This window comes from Snodgrassella sp. W8132 (genome assembly GCF_016100865.1).
GTDB classification, from domain to species: Bacteria; Pseudomonadota; Gammaproteobacteria; order Burkholderiales; family Neisseriaceae; genus Snodgrassella; species Snodgrassella alvi.
In genome coordinates, this window is record NZ_JACFRQ010000001.1 from 501,396 (window position 1) to 520,691 (window position 19,296).

Genomic DNA, 19,296 nt, shown 5'->3' on the forward strand with positions numbered 1-19,296 from the left:
TAAAATATATATAAATAATATGTATATATTTGACTTAACATCAAATAATGTTAAATTTAATTGATATCAATTCAGGATTCTAGTAGTCTGTTTTAAATCAGATTTTGTTGATTTTATATAAAAAGGATAACTAAGTTCATATAAGAATACTTTTAAACACGAACTAGTATTTTATTCCTTGTTAATATAAAAATGATATACAGATAATTTTATTTAATAAGTTAAATGTAGAGTTGTATTTATTATTTTGTTTATAAAGTAAAGGGGGGATTTTATAAATAGAAATTAATTTTTAGAATGCAAATATTAAATTTAACTTTTGTATTAATTTTTTTAATTAAGGATTAGCTATATGAATGCGTTAATCAAAGAATACCAATATCAGAATACTAGCTCAATATTTTCAGATAATGTGAACCTAATTGAAGGAAGTGATAAAGATGATATTTTATCAGGAACAAGTCAGGATGATACTCTGATAGGAGGTTCAGGGAATGATAAGCTATACGGAGGTGCAGGTAACGACACTTACGTTTTTGCTAAAGGACATGGTAAAGATCTGATAAGTGACGAGGGAGGTGAAGCGGATACAATTCAGTTTTTAGATGTCAATTTTGAAGAAGTGAAATTCAGGAAAAAAGACAATACACTGTTTATTTATGGTTATAACGAAGAAGATTCAGTTGAAATACGAGATTTCTTTAATTTTAATGGTAAGTATGCGATAGAAAATTTTGTATTCAAAGATAAGACAATTACGCTGGAGCAGTTGCAAAAAGAAGGTATGGAACTGTACGGAACATCAGGAAATGACACTATCAATATATCAAAAGGCAGAGGAATACTGCATGGCGGAGATGGTAATGATACTCTTAAAGCCAGTCAATATGATATTGCAAATGACATACTGGATGGTGGTGCAGGAGATGATACATTATGGGGATATAAAGGAGATGACATCCTGATAGGAGGTGGAGGAAATGATAATTTATATGGAGGAGAGGGTAACGATACTTATGTTTTTGCTAAAGGACATGGTAAAGATCTGATAAGTGACGAGGGAGGTGAAGCAGATACGATTCAGTTTTTAGATGTTAATTTTGAAGAAGTGAAATTCAGGAAAAAAGACAATACACTATTTATTTATGGTTATAACGAAGGAGATTCAGTTGAAATACGAGATTTCTTTAATTTTAATGGTAAGTATGCAATAGAGAATTTTGTATTCAAAGATAAGACAATTACGCTGGAACAGTTGCAAAAAGAAGGCATGGAACTGTACGGAACATCAGGAAATGACACTATCAATATATCAAAAGGCAGAGGAATACTGCATGGCGGAGATGGTAATGATACTCTTAAAGCCAGTCAATATGATATTGCAAATGACATACTGGATGGTGGTGCAGGAGATGATACATTATGGGGATATAAAGGAGATGACATCCTAATAGGAGGTGGAGGAAATGATAATTTATATGGAGGAGAGGGTAACGACACTTATGTTTTTGCTAAAGGACATGGTAAAGATCTGATAAGTGACGAGGGAGGTGAAGCAGATACGATTCAGTTTTTAGATGTCAATTTTGAAGAAGTGAAATTCAGGAAAAAAGACAACACACTATTTATTTATGGTTATAACGAAGGAGATTCAGTTGAAATACGAGATTTCTTTAATTTTAATGGTAAGTATGCAATAGAGAATTTTGTATTCAAAGATAAGACAATTACGCTGGAACAGTTGCAAAAAGAAGGCATGGAACTGTACGGAACATCAGGAAATGACACTATCAATATATCAAAAGGCAGAGGAATACTGCATGGCGGAGATGGTAATGATACTCTTAAAGCCAGTCAATATGATATTGCAAATGACATACTGGATGGTGGTGCAGGAGATGATACATTATGGGGATATAAAGGAGATGACATCCTAATAGGAGGTGGAGGAAATGATAATTTATATGGAGGAGAAGGTAACGACACTTATGTTTTTGCTAAAGGACATGGTAAAGATACTATAAGTGACGAGGCAGGTGAAGCTGATACGATTCAGTTTTTAGATGTCAATTTTGATGAAGTAAAATTCAGGAAAAAAGACAATACACTATTTATTTATGGTTATAACGAAGGAGATTCAGTGGAAATACGAGATTTCTTTTATCCGCATGGAGGGCATGCGATAGAAAATTTTGTATTCAAAGATAAGACAATTACGCTGGAGCAGTTTCAGAAAGAAGGAATGGTAATACACGGTACTGCTGGCAAAGATGAAATTTGGCTTGATAAAGGCAGAGCAATATTATTCGGAGAGGATGGGGATGATATGCTTAGTGGTGGAAAATATAATGATGTTTTAGTTGGTGGTAACGGAAATGACGTTTTACAAGCTTATGGAGGAGATAATACATTAATAGGAGGAACAGGTAATGATAATTTAAGAGCAGATGATGGAAAAAATATATTTGTGGGCGGAGCTGGTGATGATTATCTTTCCGGCGGAGGTGGTGATGACATATATATTTTTTCAAAAGGACATGGAAATGATTTTATCTGGGATGGAAATGTATTATTACAACATAATAATAGTAAAGAAGATACTATAATATTTACAGATGTGAATATGAATGAAGTTATATTTAGAAAAAAAGGAAATTCATTATTTCTTCTAGGTTATAATCAGGGTGATTCCATTGAAATAAGAGATTGTCTTTCTAAAGGTGCTGGAAATTGGGCCGGGGTTGAGAATTTTGTTTTTAAAAATCAATTAATTACATTATCAGAAATTTTTGCTAGTTTTGAACGAAATGGAAATAAAGATGGTGATTACTATTTTTATACTGGAAATAATGTAAATCATAACGACATAACCGGTCATCCTCAGGTCACACAACAAGTTCAACAGCTTGTTAATGCAATGGCAGGATTAAATACAAATGCAATAGATGATGTGCAATTGTGTGAATTATTAGAACAAAACAGATTACTGGGTAATATTGCAACCAGTTTTGATAAATAATTGAAATTTAATTATTAAAGTCTGTGTAAAATAACCTGTGATTAATATTAATCACAGGTTTATAATATATTTGACAAAGATATTTATATAAAATAAAGGTCTATATTAATTATAAAAATTTTGAAAAATATAAATCCAAGATTTTATTAAAATTATTTCATATACAGCAAATATAACAATTATACTCGGGTAAATATTAATTTTAAATATTTTATTAAATGGTTTATTATTTGATTATTTGAAAAAATTTTTCTAAAGGGATATATTAGCAATGTTTAAACTTATATTGATATTGGATCAGCTAGGTACGCTCATAATCATTTTACCATTACTATATTGTCTAGTAAATATGATAGATAAAGTACTGATTATTGCAAAAAATTATCAAAAAAAAACAAAATATATAGTAATAGTTTTATCCATGATATTAATTATTGCAGGAGGATTTAAAATAAAAAAACTATATTATGAAAGACCCCCTTATCACTTTTGGTATGAATTATTAAAAAAGAATTCTAAACCTTTTTACATTTCACAAAACGAGTTTGAGGAAAAGAATAGAGAAGGATACTGCTGGCGAGACAGGAAATATTACACCAAAAAAGAGCTTTGGCATAAAGCAATGAAAAGTCTGATAGGAAAAATCATATATGAAAATAAATTATATTGGGAAAATCGGACAAAAAATATGGATGGTAAGTTTTTACCTACTTATGGTCAATGCACTACCTCGAATAATTGTAGAGTATGGCAAGTACCAGTTGATCTAACAAATCAGAAGCTTAATAATTATATAGGTGTTCAAAATAATTATTTGGATAATATTAATGAACTTATTAAATTAAAAGTACAGACTTTTATATATGACTCAGATAAAAATTATATTAATTATAATTTTGGATTAGAAAAATTTATTTTAATACACCGAAAAACAAGTGAAGATTCTATTAAATTATATGGGAGTGATTGTTGTACAGTATATAATAAATCTGAATGGCAATTAATGAAGAAAAGAAAAAATTATGTCTTAGCATATAAAGAATCGATTTTTGATACTTTTGTAGAAGAATCAAGAATTCCTCCAGATGAAGATATAAATTCATTGGGAGTAGGTAATTATTATTTTGGTATAGATGGTTTTTTACCAAAAACCAAAACAAACTATTATCCGATAAATTATCCGTATGAAGTATTTTATTTAAATAATTGTGGCGATATTTTATATAAACCATATTTCTATAAAATAAATAAAATGTAATTATATGACAAATGTGATATATTTTGTAAAGCTTATTAATAATATGTTTTATTAATCTAAAATTATGTATGAAAGTATAAATATATGGCTTATAAATTAGAAAATGGGAAAGATTTAGTTAGTGTAGATGAGATTCTCGCCAGATATTTATGGAATCAGAAAACAGCACCGTCACCTTTGGAACTAGCTGATGATAAGTGGATACAATATGCAAATACTGAGGGAGACGCCTTGATGATCGAGGCACAGGAATATATGACGCATGGTGGTCGACGATTTGTATCGGCAGCTGATTTTGAGTTGTAAATAGTTTTTATAAGTAATAGTTCTTTCAGTTTAAACAGATGAAATGCTTATGTACAGGGAGGATATAAAGGTATGTTTTTGATATTTTTTGGAATTATCACAATCTATTTTGTCTTACCCTTACTTAGTGTTTGGATTTTGGTTAAAGTAATATCTTTAGCAAAAGCACATCCAAAACCGGCAAAATATACATTAATAACTATGTTCATTATATTGATGGTAGCAGGTGGCTTAAAAATACGAGATATATATTATGAAAAATCGCCGTATTACTTCTGGAATGAATTAATGCGGAAAAATCCTAAACCATTTAATGTATCACAAGAAGAGTTTGAGGCTAAGAACATGGCTGGGTATTGCTGGCGGGATAAGAAATATTATAGCAAGGAAGAGCTATGGCATAAGGCGATGAAAAGTTTAACTGGTCGAATGATATATGAAAATAAATTTTATTGGGATAATAAAGTAACTAATGTCGATGGCGAATTTTTACCAACTGCAGCTGATTGTAGACGTTCTCAGGGTTGTAGGGTGTTCAAGATTCCGATGAATCCAGATAAAGAAAAATTTCTAAAAGATGATATTGAAAATGAAGATGATTTTGGGAGAGTACTTGATATATTAATTAAACATAATGAAGCGGAAAGCTTTATATTTGCGTCGGATAAAAATTATATTAATGATGATTTTAAGTTAAAAAACTATATTTTGATACATAAATTAGATAATCCAAATTATCTTTCTGTCTATGATAGTAATAGCTGCTGCACTGTTTTAAATAAATCAGAGTGGTCATTGATGAGAAAAAACTATATTTTAAAATATATCGGAATGGAAACAGCAGTATTTACGGGAAAATCTAAAATTCCCATTGATATTGACCTTAACTCTTGGGGTGTAGGTAATTTTTATTTGAGTGTTACATATTCTGATTCAATAACTGTGCCAGAATTTGTAGCTAAAGATAAAAGTAAAAGTTTTAAGGATACCAGAAAAGTTTATTTGTTAAATAATTGTGGCGATGTTTTATATAGACCAAATTATTGGTGGCGCAGGTAATTTACAATAAATTACTGATAACAACTTTAATTTTTTTTATTAATATAAGTTTTAATTTGTTTAATCTGTGGCCTTAAATATTAAATGAAAGGGTAATAACATGGCTTATGACGTGAATGCAGGTGAAGATTTAGTGAGAGTAGATGAGATTCTCGCCAGATATTTATGGAATCAGGAAACAGCACCGTCACCTTCGGAACTAGTTGATGATAAGTGGATACGAAATGCGAGTGCTAAGGGGGACGCCTTGATGATCGATGCATAGGAATATATTACGCATGGTGGTGGAGGATTTGTATCGGCAGCTGATTTTAAGTTGTAAATAGTTTTTATAAGTAATAGTTCTTTCAGTTTAAACAGATGAAATGCATATGTACAGGGAGAATATAAAAGTATGTTTTTGATATTTTTTGGAATTATCACAATCTATTTTGTCTTACCCTTACTTAGTGTTTGGATTTTGGTTAAAGTAATATCTTTAGCAAAAGCACATCCAAAACCGGCAAAATATACATTAATAACTATGTTCATTATATTGATGGTAGCAGGTGGCTTAAAAATACGAGATATATATTATGAAAAATCGCCGTATTACTTCTGGAATGAATTAATGCGGAAAAATCCTAAACCATTTAATGTATCACAAGAAGAATTTGAGGCTAAGAACAGGGCTGGGTATTGCTGGCGGGATAAAAAATATTATAGCAAGGAAGAGCTATGGTATAAGGCGATGAAAAGTTTAACTGGTCGAATGATATATGAAAATAAATTTTATTGGGATAATAAAGTAGTTAATGACAATGGCGAATTTTTACCAACTGCAGCTGATTGTAGACGTTCTCAGGGTTGTAGGGTGTTCAAGATTCCGATGAATCCAGATAAAGAAAAATTTCTTAAAGATGATATTGAAAATGGATATGATTTTCGGAGAGCACTTGATATATTAATTAAACATAATGAAGCGGAAAGCTTTATATTTGCGTCGGATAAAAATTATATTAATGATGATTTTAAGTTAAAAAACTATATTTTGATACATAAATTAGATAATCCAAATTATCTTTCTGTCTATGATAGTAATAGCTGCTGCACTGTTTTAAATAAATCAGAGTGGTCATTGATAAGAAAAAACTATATTTTAAAATATATTGGAATGGAAACAGCAGTATTTATGGGAAAATCTAAAATTCCCATTGATATTGAGATTAACTCCTGGGGTGTAGGTAATTTTTATTTGAGTGTTACATATTCTGATTCAATAACTGTGCCAGAATTTGTAGCTAAAGATAGAAGTAAAACTTTTAAGGATACCAGAAAAGTTTATTTGTTAAATAATTGTGGCGATGTTTTATATAGACCAAATTATTGGTGGCGCAGTTAATTTACAATAAATTACATATTACAATTTTAATTATTTTTTTATTAATATAAGTTTTAATTTGTTTATTCTGTGGTTTTAAATATTAAAAAAAGGAGTAATAACATGGCTTATGACGTGAATGCAGGTAAAGATTTAGTGAGTGTAGATGAGATTCTCGCCAGATATTTATGGAATCAGGAGAAAGCACCGTCACCTTCAGAACTAGTTAATGATAAGTGGATACGAGATGCGAGTGCTGAGGGAGACGCCTTGATGATCGATGCACAGGAATATATGACGCATGGTGGTGGACGATTTGTATCGGCGGCTGATTTTAAGTTTTTTAAAGATTTCTTTTCTTCAGAGTTTTCGGCTGGCAGTTATGATTTTATTTCCATGTGGAATATATTAAGAGCTGAAAATCCTATTAATTCAGAATTAAGCAATGATAAAAAGGTAAAGAGGTTTACAACAGCTATTAGTCAATATGAATCTGGTATTGGGTCTAGCGATTACTTAACTCGTGCCTTTATTTTCGGTTCAACAAGTTTTACTATTGATTTCGATTCAATAAAATTTGTGGTTAAAGCGGATGGCACAAGGGAAATACAAGGGTTAAAAATAATTCCATGTGAAGATAATTTTGATTTTGATTCTAGTAACGCGGCTGCCAATAACTTTAATAAAGGTTTTAAAGAAAAGATCGATCCATCTGGAATTGGTAGAACGGTACCAATTCAATTTACAGGAGATGTGTCCGCCGTTACTGTGACTGATAAAGATTTTGCTCAATTGAAGAAAGCTAAAATGGAGCAACTCTCTGCTGATGCTGATCTTATTGGACGAATACCAGAGGTTATGAGCTATTATTTAGGCGAAATTATGAGACTAATCAAAATATCCCCATCTATCAATTATACAGACTCCCACGGCAGAAAAGTGATTTATGATGGTAAAGATATATTTCATGATGGTTTTCTAAAAGCAGAATCAGCAGGTTTGTTGGAAATATTTTCCGATGATCCTGATTCAGTATTGATTGGTGGTGGTGGTGAAGATATTTTACAAGGTGGTAATGGTGATGATCTGTTAATAGGGTCGAGTTCTTGCTCCATTGAAAAAGATATGCTTATGGGTGGCGAAGGCTATGATACTTATATCGCTGACAAAATGGATGTGATTGAAGATTCTGATGGTGAGGGGGCCATATTTAATGTAGATGGAAGTATTTCAGTTGCTAAGAAAAATATATTAACCGGAGGTGTTCATTATAAGAATGATCCTGAGAATACTTATTATGGCCATGGGAATAAATATTACTGGGATGGTAAAGATTTAATAATTAATGATGGATTAACGGTTAAAAATTTTAAAAATGGAGATTTAAATATCCGGCTGAGAGAAGAAGATGATACTCGGCCGGATATCAGGGATGCTATGTCTATCAGATCACCTATTATCATTGATATGAATGGAGATGGTGTAAAAACTACTGCACAAGGTAAGCATACATATTTTGATCATGATGGAAATGGTTTTGCAGAGAATACTGGCTGGGTTGATAGTAATGATGCACTACTGGTTTTAGACCGTAATCAAAACGGATTGATTGATGACGGAAAAGAGTTATTTGGCAGTAATACTTTATTATCTTCCGGTAAAAAAGCACAAAATGGATTCGAAGCTCTGGCTGAATTTGATGAGAATCGAGATGGTGTAATTGATGCTGCTGATTCAGTGTGGTCGAGATTACAATTATGGCAAGATAAAAATCAGAATGGTTTAGTTGATGAGGGAGAATTATTGTCGCTGAGTAATACTCAGATTACAGAGATAGGACTTAAATATCTGAAAGGTGATAAAAAAGATGAGAATGGTCATGAGCACAGAGAAACATCTCAAGTTACCTGGGCAGACGGGCATCAGACAGATGCAACAGATGTATGGTTTAAGGTAGATAAAGGAGATACTTTTAATACTGATAACTTGGCAATTGATAAAGATATAGCGAAATTACCTTATATACAAGGCTTTGGTAATGTATCAGATCTGCATACTGCTATGCAGAAAGATGCTGTTCTGAAGGAAATGGTTAAAGCTTATCTGACAGCTGATACTAAAACACGTGAATCATTACTGAACAATTTGATTTATAGATGGACTGGTTCTGAACAGGTTGATCCCGTAAGTCGAGGAAAATATATTGATGACGCACGGAAGTTGGTAACTTTAGAAAATCTAACCGGCTCAGATTTTTTAGGTATTTGGTGCTCAGGAAGACTTGATTCAGATCCTCATTCACACGCAGCACCTATACTTATTAAGGAGTTTAATAAATTTGCAGAATATGTTTCCGCCAGTTTATTGGCCGAAGGAGTATATAAGGAGCTATTTTTCCCAGTTATTCTGGCGCAGTGGAATGCTGAACAGCAAAAAATCGGATATGATTACTCTAAGCTAGATCAAGAGCTTGTAAGATTAGTTGAAAATAATCAGCTGGCCGAAGCTAGAGAATTGATGCAAATTGATAAGAATCTGGGGAAATATAATAGTGCAGCGCGGGAAAGACGGCAAGCCAATCTATTGAAAGTAGCTCGTGATAATGGATTAATAGCTCAACTTTATGGTGAGATAGATAATATTTTTATTAGTTCTAATGGAAATGATAGCTTTAATGGAAACGAATGGCAGAAAGATCGCTATCTGTTTCGCTCAGGCCATGGGCAGGATGTAATAAAAGATTTTGGATATGTCAGTGAAAAAAGTAAGCGCAATGATTTATGCTTTGAAGGAGCGAAGCTAGCAGATACACAGTTTGTGCGTTCGGGCAATGATTTAATTATAAAAGCGTATGGAACGAATGACTCAGTAACCTTATTGGATTATTTTAATAGCTATAATCGCGCATTTAATTTTGTATTTGATAATGAAACGATTACTTATGAAGAGTTGATGAGTCGATACACTTTTACTTATAGTGGAGATGATGGAGACAATGAGATTCCCGGCTGTGATGGAAAAGACATTTTGAGCGGAGGAGCGGGCAATGATACTTTATGGGGAGGAGATGGCGATGATATTTTGGAAGGAGGCGAAGGCAATGATATCCTGAAAGGAGGATATGGTAATGATATTTTGGAAGGAGGCGAAGGCAATGATATTCTGGAAGGAGGAGCAGGTTACGATATTCTGATAGGAGGTACAGGCAATGATATCCTGAATGGAGGAGATGGGCATAAAGACCGTTATGAATTTGACGCAGGTCATGGTCAGGATGTGATTAATGATAAAGGTAGAGATTCTAAAGACGATCTAAATGCTCGTAATGATCTGGTATTTAAAGGAGCGAAACTGGCAGACGCAGAATTTATCCGCTCTGGAACAGACCTGATTATTAAAGCGTATGGTTCAACAGATTCTGTGACCCTCCCAGGATATTTCATCAGTAGTTATTATAACAGAGAGTTTAATTTTATATTTGATGATCAGAGCGTTACTCCTTATAAAGACGCCATTTGGGGCAAATACAGTGATGATATTCTGACAGGTGGCGATGGTGATGATATTCTGTATGGATTAGATGGTAACGATATTCTGAATGGAGGAGCAGGAGTTGATATTCTGGACGGAGGAGATGGTAAAGATATTCTGAATGGAGGAGATGGTGACGATATTTTATGGGGAGGTTATGGTAACGATATTCTGAATGGAGGAGCAGGAGATGATATTCTGAACGGAGAATCTGGTTATGATATTCTGAATGGTGGCACTGGAAATGACATTCTGATTGGAGGCGATGGGCATAAAGATCGTTATGAGTTTGAGACTGGGCATGGCCAAGATGTGATTAATGACCAGGCTTATGATTCACGAGGTTATCAGGATGAATCTAATGACGTAGTATTTAAAGGAGCGGAACTGGCAGACGCAGAATTTATTCGCTCAGGGAACAGTCTAGTTGTTCGAGCGTATAAATCAGCAGATTCGGTAACTTTATTGGATTATTTCATACATAATAATTATAAGGCTTTTATCTTTATATTTGATGATCAGAGTATTTCTTATGATAATCTTATAAAAGACTATATTTTCACTCAGAATGGAGATGGAAAAGACAACGTTATTTTTGGCTGGCAAGGAACTGATATTCTAAATGGGGGGATGGGCAATGACACTCTAAGGGGAGAAGATGGTAATGATATTCTGAATGGAGGCGAAGGCAATGATATTCTGGAAGGAGGAAAAGGTTACGATATTCTGAATGGTGGTGCTGGAAATGATATTCTGAATGGCGGCTATTGGCATAAAGACCGGTATGAATTTGAGGCGGGGCATGGTAAAGATGTAATCAATGATAGAGGTGATGACAATGAAACTGAAAACTATAATGATGTAGTATTTAAGGGAGCCAGTTCGGCAGATGCAAAATTTTTGCGATATGGAGATGATCTGGTTATTCAGGCGTATGGATTAGCAGATTCAGTGACTCTACCTGATTTCTTCATCAATAATTACATGAAAGCATTCAACTTTATATTTGATGATCAAACTATCATTTATAAAGATATCAGGAAGCACTTTACGATTAATCAGAGCGGAGATGAGAAAGACAATGAGATTGGTGGCTGGGATGGAAAGGATTTGATTAACGGAGGAGCGGGTAATGATGTTTTAGGTGGAGGATATGGCGATGATATTTTAAATGGAGACGAAGGCAATGATACTTTATGGGGAGGAGCAGGCGATGATGTTTTAAATGGAGACGAAGGCAATGATACTTTAAATGGAGGTATAGGAAATGATATTCTGAATGGAGGAGCTGGCGATGATATTCTTAATGGAGAGAATGGTGATGACATTTTAAATGGAGGAGTTGGTGATGATATTTTGAATGGGGGAGAAGGCTATGATATTTTAAATGGGGGCGCAGGCAACGATATTTTGAATGGTGGCGATTGGCACAAAGACCGTTATGAGTTTGAGGCGGGGCATGGTCAAGATATAATCAATGATAAAGCTATTAACTATATTGAATACTATAATGATGTAGTATTTAAGGGAGCCAGTTTGGCACATGCAAAATTTTTGCGATATGGAGGTGATCTGGTTATTCAGGCATATGGATCAGCAGATTCAGTGACTCTACCTGATTTCTTCAGATACAACGACAGAATGGTATTTAACTTTATATTTGATGATAAAGTCATTACTTGGGAAGATATCTGTTACTTTTCGTTTTATCAGAGCGGAGATGAGAAAGACAATGAGATTAGTGGCTGGGAAGGAAATGACATTTTGAGCGGAGGAGCGGGTAATGATACTTTATGGGGAGGATATGGTAATGATATTTTGGAAGGAGGCGAAGGCAATGATATTCTGGAAGGAGGCGAAGGTTACGATATTCTGATAGGGGGTACAGGCAATGATATCCTGAATGGAGGAGATTGGCATAAAGACCGTTATGAGTTTGAAGCAGGTCATGGTCAGGATGTGATTAATGATAAAGGTAGTGGTTATGAATTCACAAAATATGAGCGAAATGATATTGTCTTTAAAGGTGCCAAGCTGGCAGATGCAAAATTTATTCGCTCTGGAACCGATCTGGTTATTCAGGCGTATGGATCAGCAGATTCAGTGACTCTACCTGATTACTTCAACTCTACATACTATAAAGACGATAGTAGAGGATTTAACTTTATATTTGATGATCAAGCCATTACTTTGGAAAATATCAAAAAAGATTATGCCTTCATCCTGAGCGGGGATGAAAAGGATAATATTATTTCAGGCTGGCAAGGAAACGATATTCTTATCGGAGGTGCAGGAGATGATGTTCTAAAAGGTGGATCTGGTAATGATATTCTGAATGGCGGTGTCGGTAATGATATTCTCAACGGCGGTAACTATGAAAAAGATCGTTATGAATTTGAAGCCGGTCATGGTCAGGATGTGGTGAATGATTTAGGCTATATGGATAAAAAAAATAAAGATCAGCGTAATGATCTGGTGTTTAAAGGTGCTAGTCTGGCCGATGCTGAATTTATCCGTTCTGGTAATGATTTAGTCATTTATGCATATGGATCAGCAGATTCAGTGACCTTACCTGATTATTTTGATACTAAAAATAAAAATAGCCGGGCTTTTAATTTTGTGTTTGAAGATAAAAGCGTCACCTATGAAGATATGAAGAAAAATCGTTCCTTTGGTGTAACTAAAGCTAAAAATGGAAATGATATTGTTAATCTACGGAATATTGCTTCCAGTGATTTGGCAGATAACACATCACTTAAAGGTAAATTTGTTTCTAATAATAGTAATGATCCTTCAGCTCAGATTCAGAATTTACTTTCAGCCATGGCAGGATTTACTCCCGCTATTGATGACAGATTAAATTCGGTGGAGCCGATACAGCAATCTATGCATTTAACAAGTGCCCCTGCTTATTGAATAAATTGGTTTATTTATTAATTAAGCCTAGGTAATAAAATACCCGTAATTACTGATTACGGGTATTTTTTATTGTGCATGAGATTATCTATGAAAAGTTCAGAATAAAGTTAAATGTTAATTTAATGCAGAATTTGAAGGTTTGAAATAAGTTGATGATCGATGAATAGTCATCAAAGAAATTCAGGTAATTAATATTATAAATTTTAAATATTAAAATATTTTAATGTTTTAGTTGTTTATGAATCCGGATTAATAAAGATTTTAGTTTTAATAAATTATCTAACAGAAATATATTTCTATATAAAAATCCTTAAACGTTATTGTTTAAGGATTTATATCAATTAATGATTAAGTTTAAATCAGAACAGCGCATCCCTGTGCCGGGTCACTGCTGCGTGCTGCTATGGCTGCTTCTACTGTCATGCCCAGTGCTTTGGCTACGCCTGTACCATAGTCCGGATGGCAGGCATTGCAGTTACGAATATGTCTGTATTTGATAAAGTCAGGTGCATCACCCATAGCTCGTGCTGTGTTTTCAAACAGTACCTGCTTCTGGTTATCATTCATTAAGTTAAATAAGGCGCGGGGTTGGCTGAAATAGTCATTATCGTCTTCGTGGAAATTCCAGAAATCAGCATCACCATGTATTTTAAGCGGAGGTTCGCGATATTCAGGCTGTTCCTGCCATTGATGGAAGCTGTTAGGCTCGTAATGGGGCAGACTTCCATAATTGTCATCTACCCGGGTTGTACCATCACGATGGTTACTGAAAACGGGACAGCGTGCTTTATTAACCGGTATCTGATGATGATTGACCCCTACACGGTAGCGGGCAGCGTCTGCGTAATTATACAGGCGTGCCTGTAATACTTTGTCAGGAGAAACGCTGATTCCCGGTACCAGATTACTAGGAGCGAAAGCAGCCTGTTCAACGTCAAGATAATAATTATCCGGGTTGCGGTTTAGTTCAAATTCGCCCACCTCGATAAGCGGATAATCACCATGCGGCCATACTTTAGATAAATCAAACGGATGATAGGGTACTTTTTCTGCATCGGTTTCCGGCATGATTTGGATGTACATTGTCCATTTAGGAAAATTACCGGATTCGATAGCATTGTAAAGATCGCGCTGATGACTGTCGCGATCTTGTCCCATAATAGTGGCGGCCTCTTCATCGGTAAGGTTTTTAATTCCCTGTTGAGTGCGGAAGTGAAATTTAACCCAGAAGCGTTCTTTATTAGCGTTAATGAAACTAAATGTATGTGAACCGAAACCATGCATATGCCGGTAACTAGCCGGTATGCCTCTGTCGGACATGGTAATGGTTACCTGATGAAATGATTCCGGCAGTAAAGTCCAGTAGTCCCAGTTATAAGTAGGGCTGCGCAGATTGGTACGGGGGTCACGTTTGACGGCTTTATTAAGGTCTGGAAATTTACGCGGATCACGCAGAAAAAATACAGGTGTATTATTGCCTACCAGATCCCAATTGCCCTGCTCGGTATAAAAGCGCATGGCAAAGCCGCGGATATCGCGCTCAGCATCGCCACCACCGCGTTCAGCTGCTACTTCAGAAAAGCGTACAAACATTTCGGTTTTTTTGCCAATCTGGCTGAATAGTTTGGCACATGTATATTGGGTTATATCGTGGGTAACTGTGAAAGTACCAAATGCACCTGAGCCTTTTGCATGCATCCGGCGTTCAGGGATAACTTCGCGGACAAAATTGGCCAGTCTTTCGTTCAGCCATAAATCCTGAGCCAGTAAAGGACCGCGTGGTCCGGCTGTGAGACTATTCTGATTATCAGATACAGGCGCCCCCTGATCTGTTGTGAGATGGGTTACCGGGCATTTTTTTATATCATGGTTCATGGCAAAGCTCCTTGTTAATTTATTATTAAAAAAGGCCTTTACTGCTTTTGGCTACCCAGATGATTATAGGCTTAAGTATAAAATCGAATGTTAACTGTTTGTTATTTTTACATTTTATTGTAAATGACAATTATTTTTAAATTGTGTGAAATTTTTAATGTATTGAGTTTTAAAGTGAACAATTTTTGGTTATCGCTGGTTGTTGCCCATAAATAAACCAGCCTGCTTTGGCTGGTTTAGAAAATTAATTCAGTTGTTTGAGTAAAGAAATCTTGCTATATAGTCGATTCACTTAAACAGAGAAAGACGAGCCACAGCCACAGGTGGTAGTTGCATTAGGGTTACGGATAACAAATTGTGAACCGTGCAGACTTTCAGAATAATCGATTTCAGCACCAACCAGATACTGATAACTCATTGGATCGATCAGAAATGTTAAGCCATCTTTCTGGATTTCAAAATCATCATCATTAACGATTTCATCAAAAGTAAAACCGTACTGGAAACCTGAGCATCCTCCCCCTGTTACAAATACGCGCAGTTTCAGGTCCGGATTGTTTTCTTCTGCAATTAAATCTTTTACTTTGGTACAACAGCTTTCAGTAAAGATAATCGGTGTTTCAATATCGGTTTCTGACATGGTGTAGTCCTTTTAATAATATGTGCATACTTGATTGTCTATCCTGCTGACCGGTTATGGCAAGAGGGGAATAAGATTTAATCCGCTTTTTTCATCAAGCCCGAACATGATATTCATATTCTGTACAGCTTGTCCGGCTGCACCTTTTACCAGATTATCAATTACAGAAAGAATAATCCAGGTATTATTCTGCGGCGCAGGTTGTATACTGATGCGGCAGAGATTTGCTCCGCGGACTGAGCGGGTTTCAGGTGTGCTGCCAGCAGGCATGACATCAACAAACGGGCTGGATTGATAATAATCGGCAATCAACTGATATGGGTTGCAACCTTCTTTTACCTGAATATATATGGTGGCATGCATGCCGCGAATCAAGGGCGTCAGATGAGGTGCAAACACCAGACTGTTACCTGAATTAGGTTGTAAAAGATTCAGTGTTTGCCTGATTTCCGGTAAATGTCTGTGTCCGCTGATACCATAAGCTTTGAAATTATCGCTGCATTCTGCGAACAGGTTACCGGTATTTGCTTTGCGACCTGCACCAGATACTCCTGATTTACAATCGGCAATAAGCGGCATGTCATGAATCAGACATTGTTGCTGCAATAACGGTAATAAAGGCAGGCTGACACAAGTCGGATAGCAGCCCGGATTGGCTACCAGCTGCGCCTGAGTAATGGCAGTACGGTTCAGTTCCGCCAAACCATAAACAGCTTTTGCGATCCATTCGGGGCTGGCATGAGTAAACGGATACCATTTTTGCCAGACTGCTACATCTTTGATACGGTAATCTGCAGACAGGTCGATTACTTTAACTCCCTGTGTCAGTAATATTGGAGCCTCATGCATGGCTACACCGTTAGGTGTTGCAAAAAATACTAAGTCACATTTACTTAAGTCGGCCTGATTGGGATGTTGGAAAATCAAATGATCATAGATGCCGCGCAAACTGGGAAAATAATCGCTCAGCGTTGTTCCGGTAGTGCTGCGGCTGGTAACGGTGATGATTTCAGCTTCCGGATGCTGTGCCAGTAAACGTAATAGTTCTACACCAGTATAACCTGTGGCTCCGACTATGCCGATTTTAATGCTCATATGGATCTCTCATGAATTTTTTGCAATTGCTGTGTAGTTAAATCACGACCTGAGCGCCGAGTTCGACGACGCGGTTAGCCGGTATATGATAGTAATTACCGGCTGAAGCACTGTTTTTATATAACCATTTGAAAAGGCGTGCACGTAACCGCCCCATATTGCCATGTTTGGTTTTGGCGGCAACAACAATGCTGTCGTGTGACAGAAAAAAAGAGGTATCCATGGTATCAAGTTTAATCCCTTGATCAGCCATCAATTTCAGAATATGGGTGATATTGGCTGTTTCCTGAAAACCATAATTGGCGATGACTCTGGTAAAGCGGGGACCAATCTGTTTCATGGCAATACGGTCATTATCGGCTACATAGGGTATTTCTTTGGTTTTGACGCTGAGCAATACATTATAGCTATGCAGTACTTTATTGTGTTTCAGATTATGCAGGAGTGCTCGTGGAATGCTGAACGGGTCGGAAACCATGAATACTGCATTGCCGGAAACAATCTGAGGCGGGTAGTCGTGCAGGTTTTCAACAAAATTATCCAATGAAAATTCCTGATTTTGCTGTGCCTGTAGCAATTGTGCCTGTCCGCGACGCCATGTTGAGAATAATGTAACCACAATCAGGGCTACCATTACCGGGAACCAGCCGCCATGAATTAGTTTTAGCAGGTTACTGCTGAAGAAAACCAGATCAAAACACAGAAAAACCGAAGTAAGCAGTAAGGCAAGCGGGATTGGCCAGCGCCAGTTTTTAATCATTACTACGCAGAACAGACATGAAGTAATAACCATAGTACCCGTAACCGCAATACCGTAAGCTGAAGCCAGATGTTCTGAATCGTGAAAAGCCAGTACTACTAATGTGACTGCTACCAGTAACAGCCAGTTAACCAGCGGCAGGTAAATCTGACCAACTTCTTCATTATTGGTATGGATAATATTCATGCGTGGGGCAAAGCCAAGCTGTATTGCCTGACGGGTAAGCGAGTAAGCTCCGGCAATAACGGCCTGACTGGCAATAATAGTTGCAAAAGTAGCCAGAATAATTAATGGAATCAATAGCCAGTGCGGTGCGCTGAGAAAAAACGGGTTATTAATTGCATTCGGATTATGCAGAATCAGGGCACCCTGACCCAGATAATTGATAATCAGACTAGGTAAAACAATTTTTATCCATGCTGTCTGGATTGGTTTACGACCAAAATGTCCCATATCGGCATAGAGGGCTTCTGCACCGGTTACAGCCAGTACAACGCAGCCCAGCCCGATAAAACCGTCCCAGCCATGATTAATGGCAAAATTAATTGCATAGAAAGGGCTGAAAGCAAGAATAATTTTCGGAGCCTGAACTATCTGATACAGACCTATCAGTGCAATAGCACTAAACCATATCAGCATAACCGGACCAAACAGTGTACCGATTTTGTGTGTACCTTTTTTTTGAATGAAAAAAAGTCCGAACAGGATAATCAATGCTATAGGCATAACATAAGGGCGGAAGTTTTCACTGATTACCGTTAACCCTTCTGCAGCGGATAAAACCGATACGGCCGGCGTAATCATGGCATCACCGTAAAAAAGGGCGGTGCCGGTAAGCCCCATCATCATCACAATCCATACAGGTTTACCCTTAAGATGCTGCATTGCCTGCTGCATCAGTACAACAACGCCGCCTTCACCATTATTATCGGCTCGCAGAATAAACAGAACATATTTCAGAGTAACGATCAGGAGTAATGACCATACAATCAAAGAAACAAAGCCCAGTACATTAGTTTCTGTGGGAGCGATTGTAGAAGCGCGGAAGCTTTCTTTTAAGGCATACAGAGGACTGGTTCCAATGTCACCGTAAACAATACCCAATGCAGCCAGTGTCATTGCGGTATTGGCAGAAAACTGTTTACGCATTTATTTACCTCTAGTGATTATAGGGGAGTGCAGTTTAGTCTTAACGTCAACTTTAGCCAATCCCTTAAGTGTGAGTTTCTTTAGTTTTTTATTCAATAGTCATAGCAACTTATAATTAATTCATATTAATTTTGTGCTTTTGGATATGATACAGATGCATCATTTATCAGTATATCTGAACGAAACGGTAAATTGTTGACATTATTTCATAATTTGTTATGAAAAATTTACATAATGTTAATTATTATGACTGATTTCAGACAGTGATTATACAGTGCCGATGACGCAATTAATTGATATGTTTGTGCTAATCGGTATTAATTTT

Annotated in this window: 11 protein-coding genes; 7 read left to right on the forward strand and 4 right to left on the reverse strand. The window is 35.9% G+C overall.

The window, feature by feature from the left end; translation table 11 throughout:
• Positions 1-352 precede the first annotated feature (352 nt).
• The 7 genes from H3U82_RS02225 (at position 353) to H3U82_RS10825 (ending at position 13,449) form a co-directional block, all read left to right on the forward strand.
• Positions 353-3,019 (forward strand): calcium-binding protein, encoded by a 2,667-nt coding sequence (locus H3U82_RS02225; RefSeq protein WP_198208989.1) that lies wholly within the window; start codon positions 353-355, stop codon positions 3,017-3,019.
• A gap of 271 nt (positions 3,020-3,290) precedes the next feature.
• Positions 3,291-4,277 (forward strand): hypothetical protein, encoded by a 987-nt coding sequence (locus H3U82_RS02230; protein WP_198208991.1) that lies wholly within the window; start codon positions 3,291-3,293, stop codon positions 4,275-4,277.
• An 84-nt stretch (positions 4,278-4,361) separates the two neighbouring features.
• A complete protein-coding gene (locus tag H3U82_RS02235; RefSeq protein WP_198208993.1) occupies positions 4,362-4,583 on the forward strand; it encodes a hypothetical protein in 222 nt (73 codons plus the stop codon).
• 72 nt (positions 4,584-4,655) lie between these two features.
• Positions 4,656-5,642, forward strand: a complete 987-nt coding sequence (locus H3U82_RS02240; RefSeq protein WP_198208995.1) for a hypothetical protein — start codon at positions 4,656-4,658, stop codon at positions 5,640-5,642.
• A gap of 100 nt (positions 5,643-5,742) precedes the next feature.
• Complete coding sequence (locus H3U82_RS02245; RefSeq protein WP_198208997.1) at positions 5,743-5,907, forward strand: hypothetical protein; 165 nt, start codon at positions 5,743-5,745, stop codon at positions 5,905-5,907.
• A 129-nt stretch (positions 5,908-6,036) separates the two neighbouring features.
• Positions 6,037-7,023 carry a hypothetical protein gene (locus H3U82_RS02250; RefSeq protein ID WP_198208999.1) on the forward strand — a complete coding sequence of 329 codons (987 nt, stop codon included), beginning with the start codon at positions 6,037-6,039 and terminating at the stop codon, positions 7,021-7,023.
• A 102-nt stretch (positions 7,024-7,125) separates the two neighbouring features.
• Positions 7,126-13,449 (forward strand): calcium-binding protein, encoded by a 6,324-nt coding sequence (locus tag H3U82_RS10825; protein WP_232336094.1) that lies wholly within the window; start codon positions 7,126-7,128, stop codon positions 13,447-13,449.
• Positions 13,450-13,806: 357 nt separating this feature from the next.
• Here H3U82_RS10825 and H3U82_RS02280 read toward each other — a convergent pair whose 3' ends face one another.
• From H3U82_RS02280 to H3U82_RS02295, 4 genes are all read right to left on the reverse strand, one after another.
• Positions 13,807-15,327 (reverse strand): catalase, encoded by a 1,521-nt coding sequence (locus H3U82_RS02280; RefSeq protein ID WP_084551049.1) that lies wholly within the window; start codon positions 15,325-15,327, stop codon positions 13,807-13,809.
• Between the two features lie 292 nt (positions 15,328-15,619).
• Positions 15,620-15,967 carry an iron-sulfur cluster insertion protein ErpA gene (gene erpA / locus H3U82_RS02285; protein ID WP_025330995.1) on the reverse strand — a complete coding sequence of 116 codons (348 nt, stop codon included), beginning with the start codon at positions 15,965-15,967 and terminating at the stop codon, positions 15,620-15,622.
• A gap of 54 nt (positions 15,968-16,021) precedes the next feature.
• Positions 16,022-17,068, reverse strand: coding sequence for an N-acetyl-gamma-glutamyl-phosphate reductase (gene argC, locus H3U82_RS02290; RefSeq protein ID WP_198209960.1), 1,047 nt, complete (start codon positions 17,066-17,068; stop codon positions 16,022-16,024).
• Positions 17,069-17,099: 31 nt separating this feature from the next.
• Positions 17,100-18,971: a potassium transporter Kup gene (locus tag H3U82_RS02295; RefSeq protein ID WP_084564512.1), complete on the reverse strand. Its 1,872-nt coding sequence runs from the start codon at positions 18,969-18,971 to the stop codon at positions 17,100-17,102.
• Positions 18,972-19,296: the final 325 nt, after the last annotated feature.

What these genes read in the sequence shown, in the direction of transcription:
- H3U82_RS02225 (WP_198208989.1), top strand. Translation starts at nt 353, where the DNA reads ATGAATGCGTTAATCAAAGAATACCAATATCAGAATACTAGCTCAATA.
- H3U82_RS02230 (WP_198208991.1), top strand. Translation starts at nt 3,291, where the DNA reads ATGTTTAAACTTATATTGATATTGGATCAGCTAGGTACGCTCATAATC.
- H3U82_RS02235 (WP_198208993.1), top strand. Translation starts at nt 4,362, where the DNA reads ATGGCTTATAAATTAGAAAATGGGAAAGATTTAGTTAGTGTAGATGAG.
- H3U82_RS02240 (WP_198208995.1), top strand. Translation starts at nt 4,656, where the DNA reads ATGTTTTTGATATTTTTTGGAATTATCACAATCTATTTTGTCTTACCC.
- H3U82_RS02245 (WP_198208997.1), top strand. Translation starts at nt 5,743, where the DNA reads ATGGCTTATGACGTGAATGCAGGTGAAGATTTAGTGAGAGTAGATGAG.
- H3U82_RS02250 (WP_198208999.1), top strand. Translation starts at nt 6,037, where the DNA reads ATGTTTTTGATATTTTTTGGAATTATCACAATCTATTTTGTCTTACCC.
- H3U82_RS10825 (WP_232336094.1), top strand. Translation starts at nt 7,126, where the DNA reads ATGGCTTATGACGTGAATGCAGGTAAAGATTTAGTGAGTGTAGATGAG.
- H3U82_RS02280 (WP_084551049.1), bottom strand. Translation starts at nt 15,327, where the DNA reads ATGAACCATGATATAAAAAAATGCCCGGTAACCCATCTCACAACAGAT.
- erpA (WP_025330995.1), bottom strand. Translation starts at nt 15,967, where the DNA reads ATGTCAGAAACCGATATTGAAACACCGATTATCTTTACTGAAAGCTGT.
- H3U82_RS02295 (WP_084564512.1), bottom strand. Translation starts at nt 18,971, where the DNA reads ATGCGTAAACAGTTTTCTGCCAATACCGCAATGACACTGGCTGCATTG.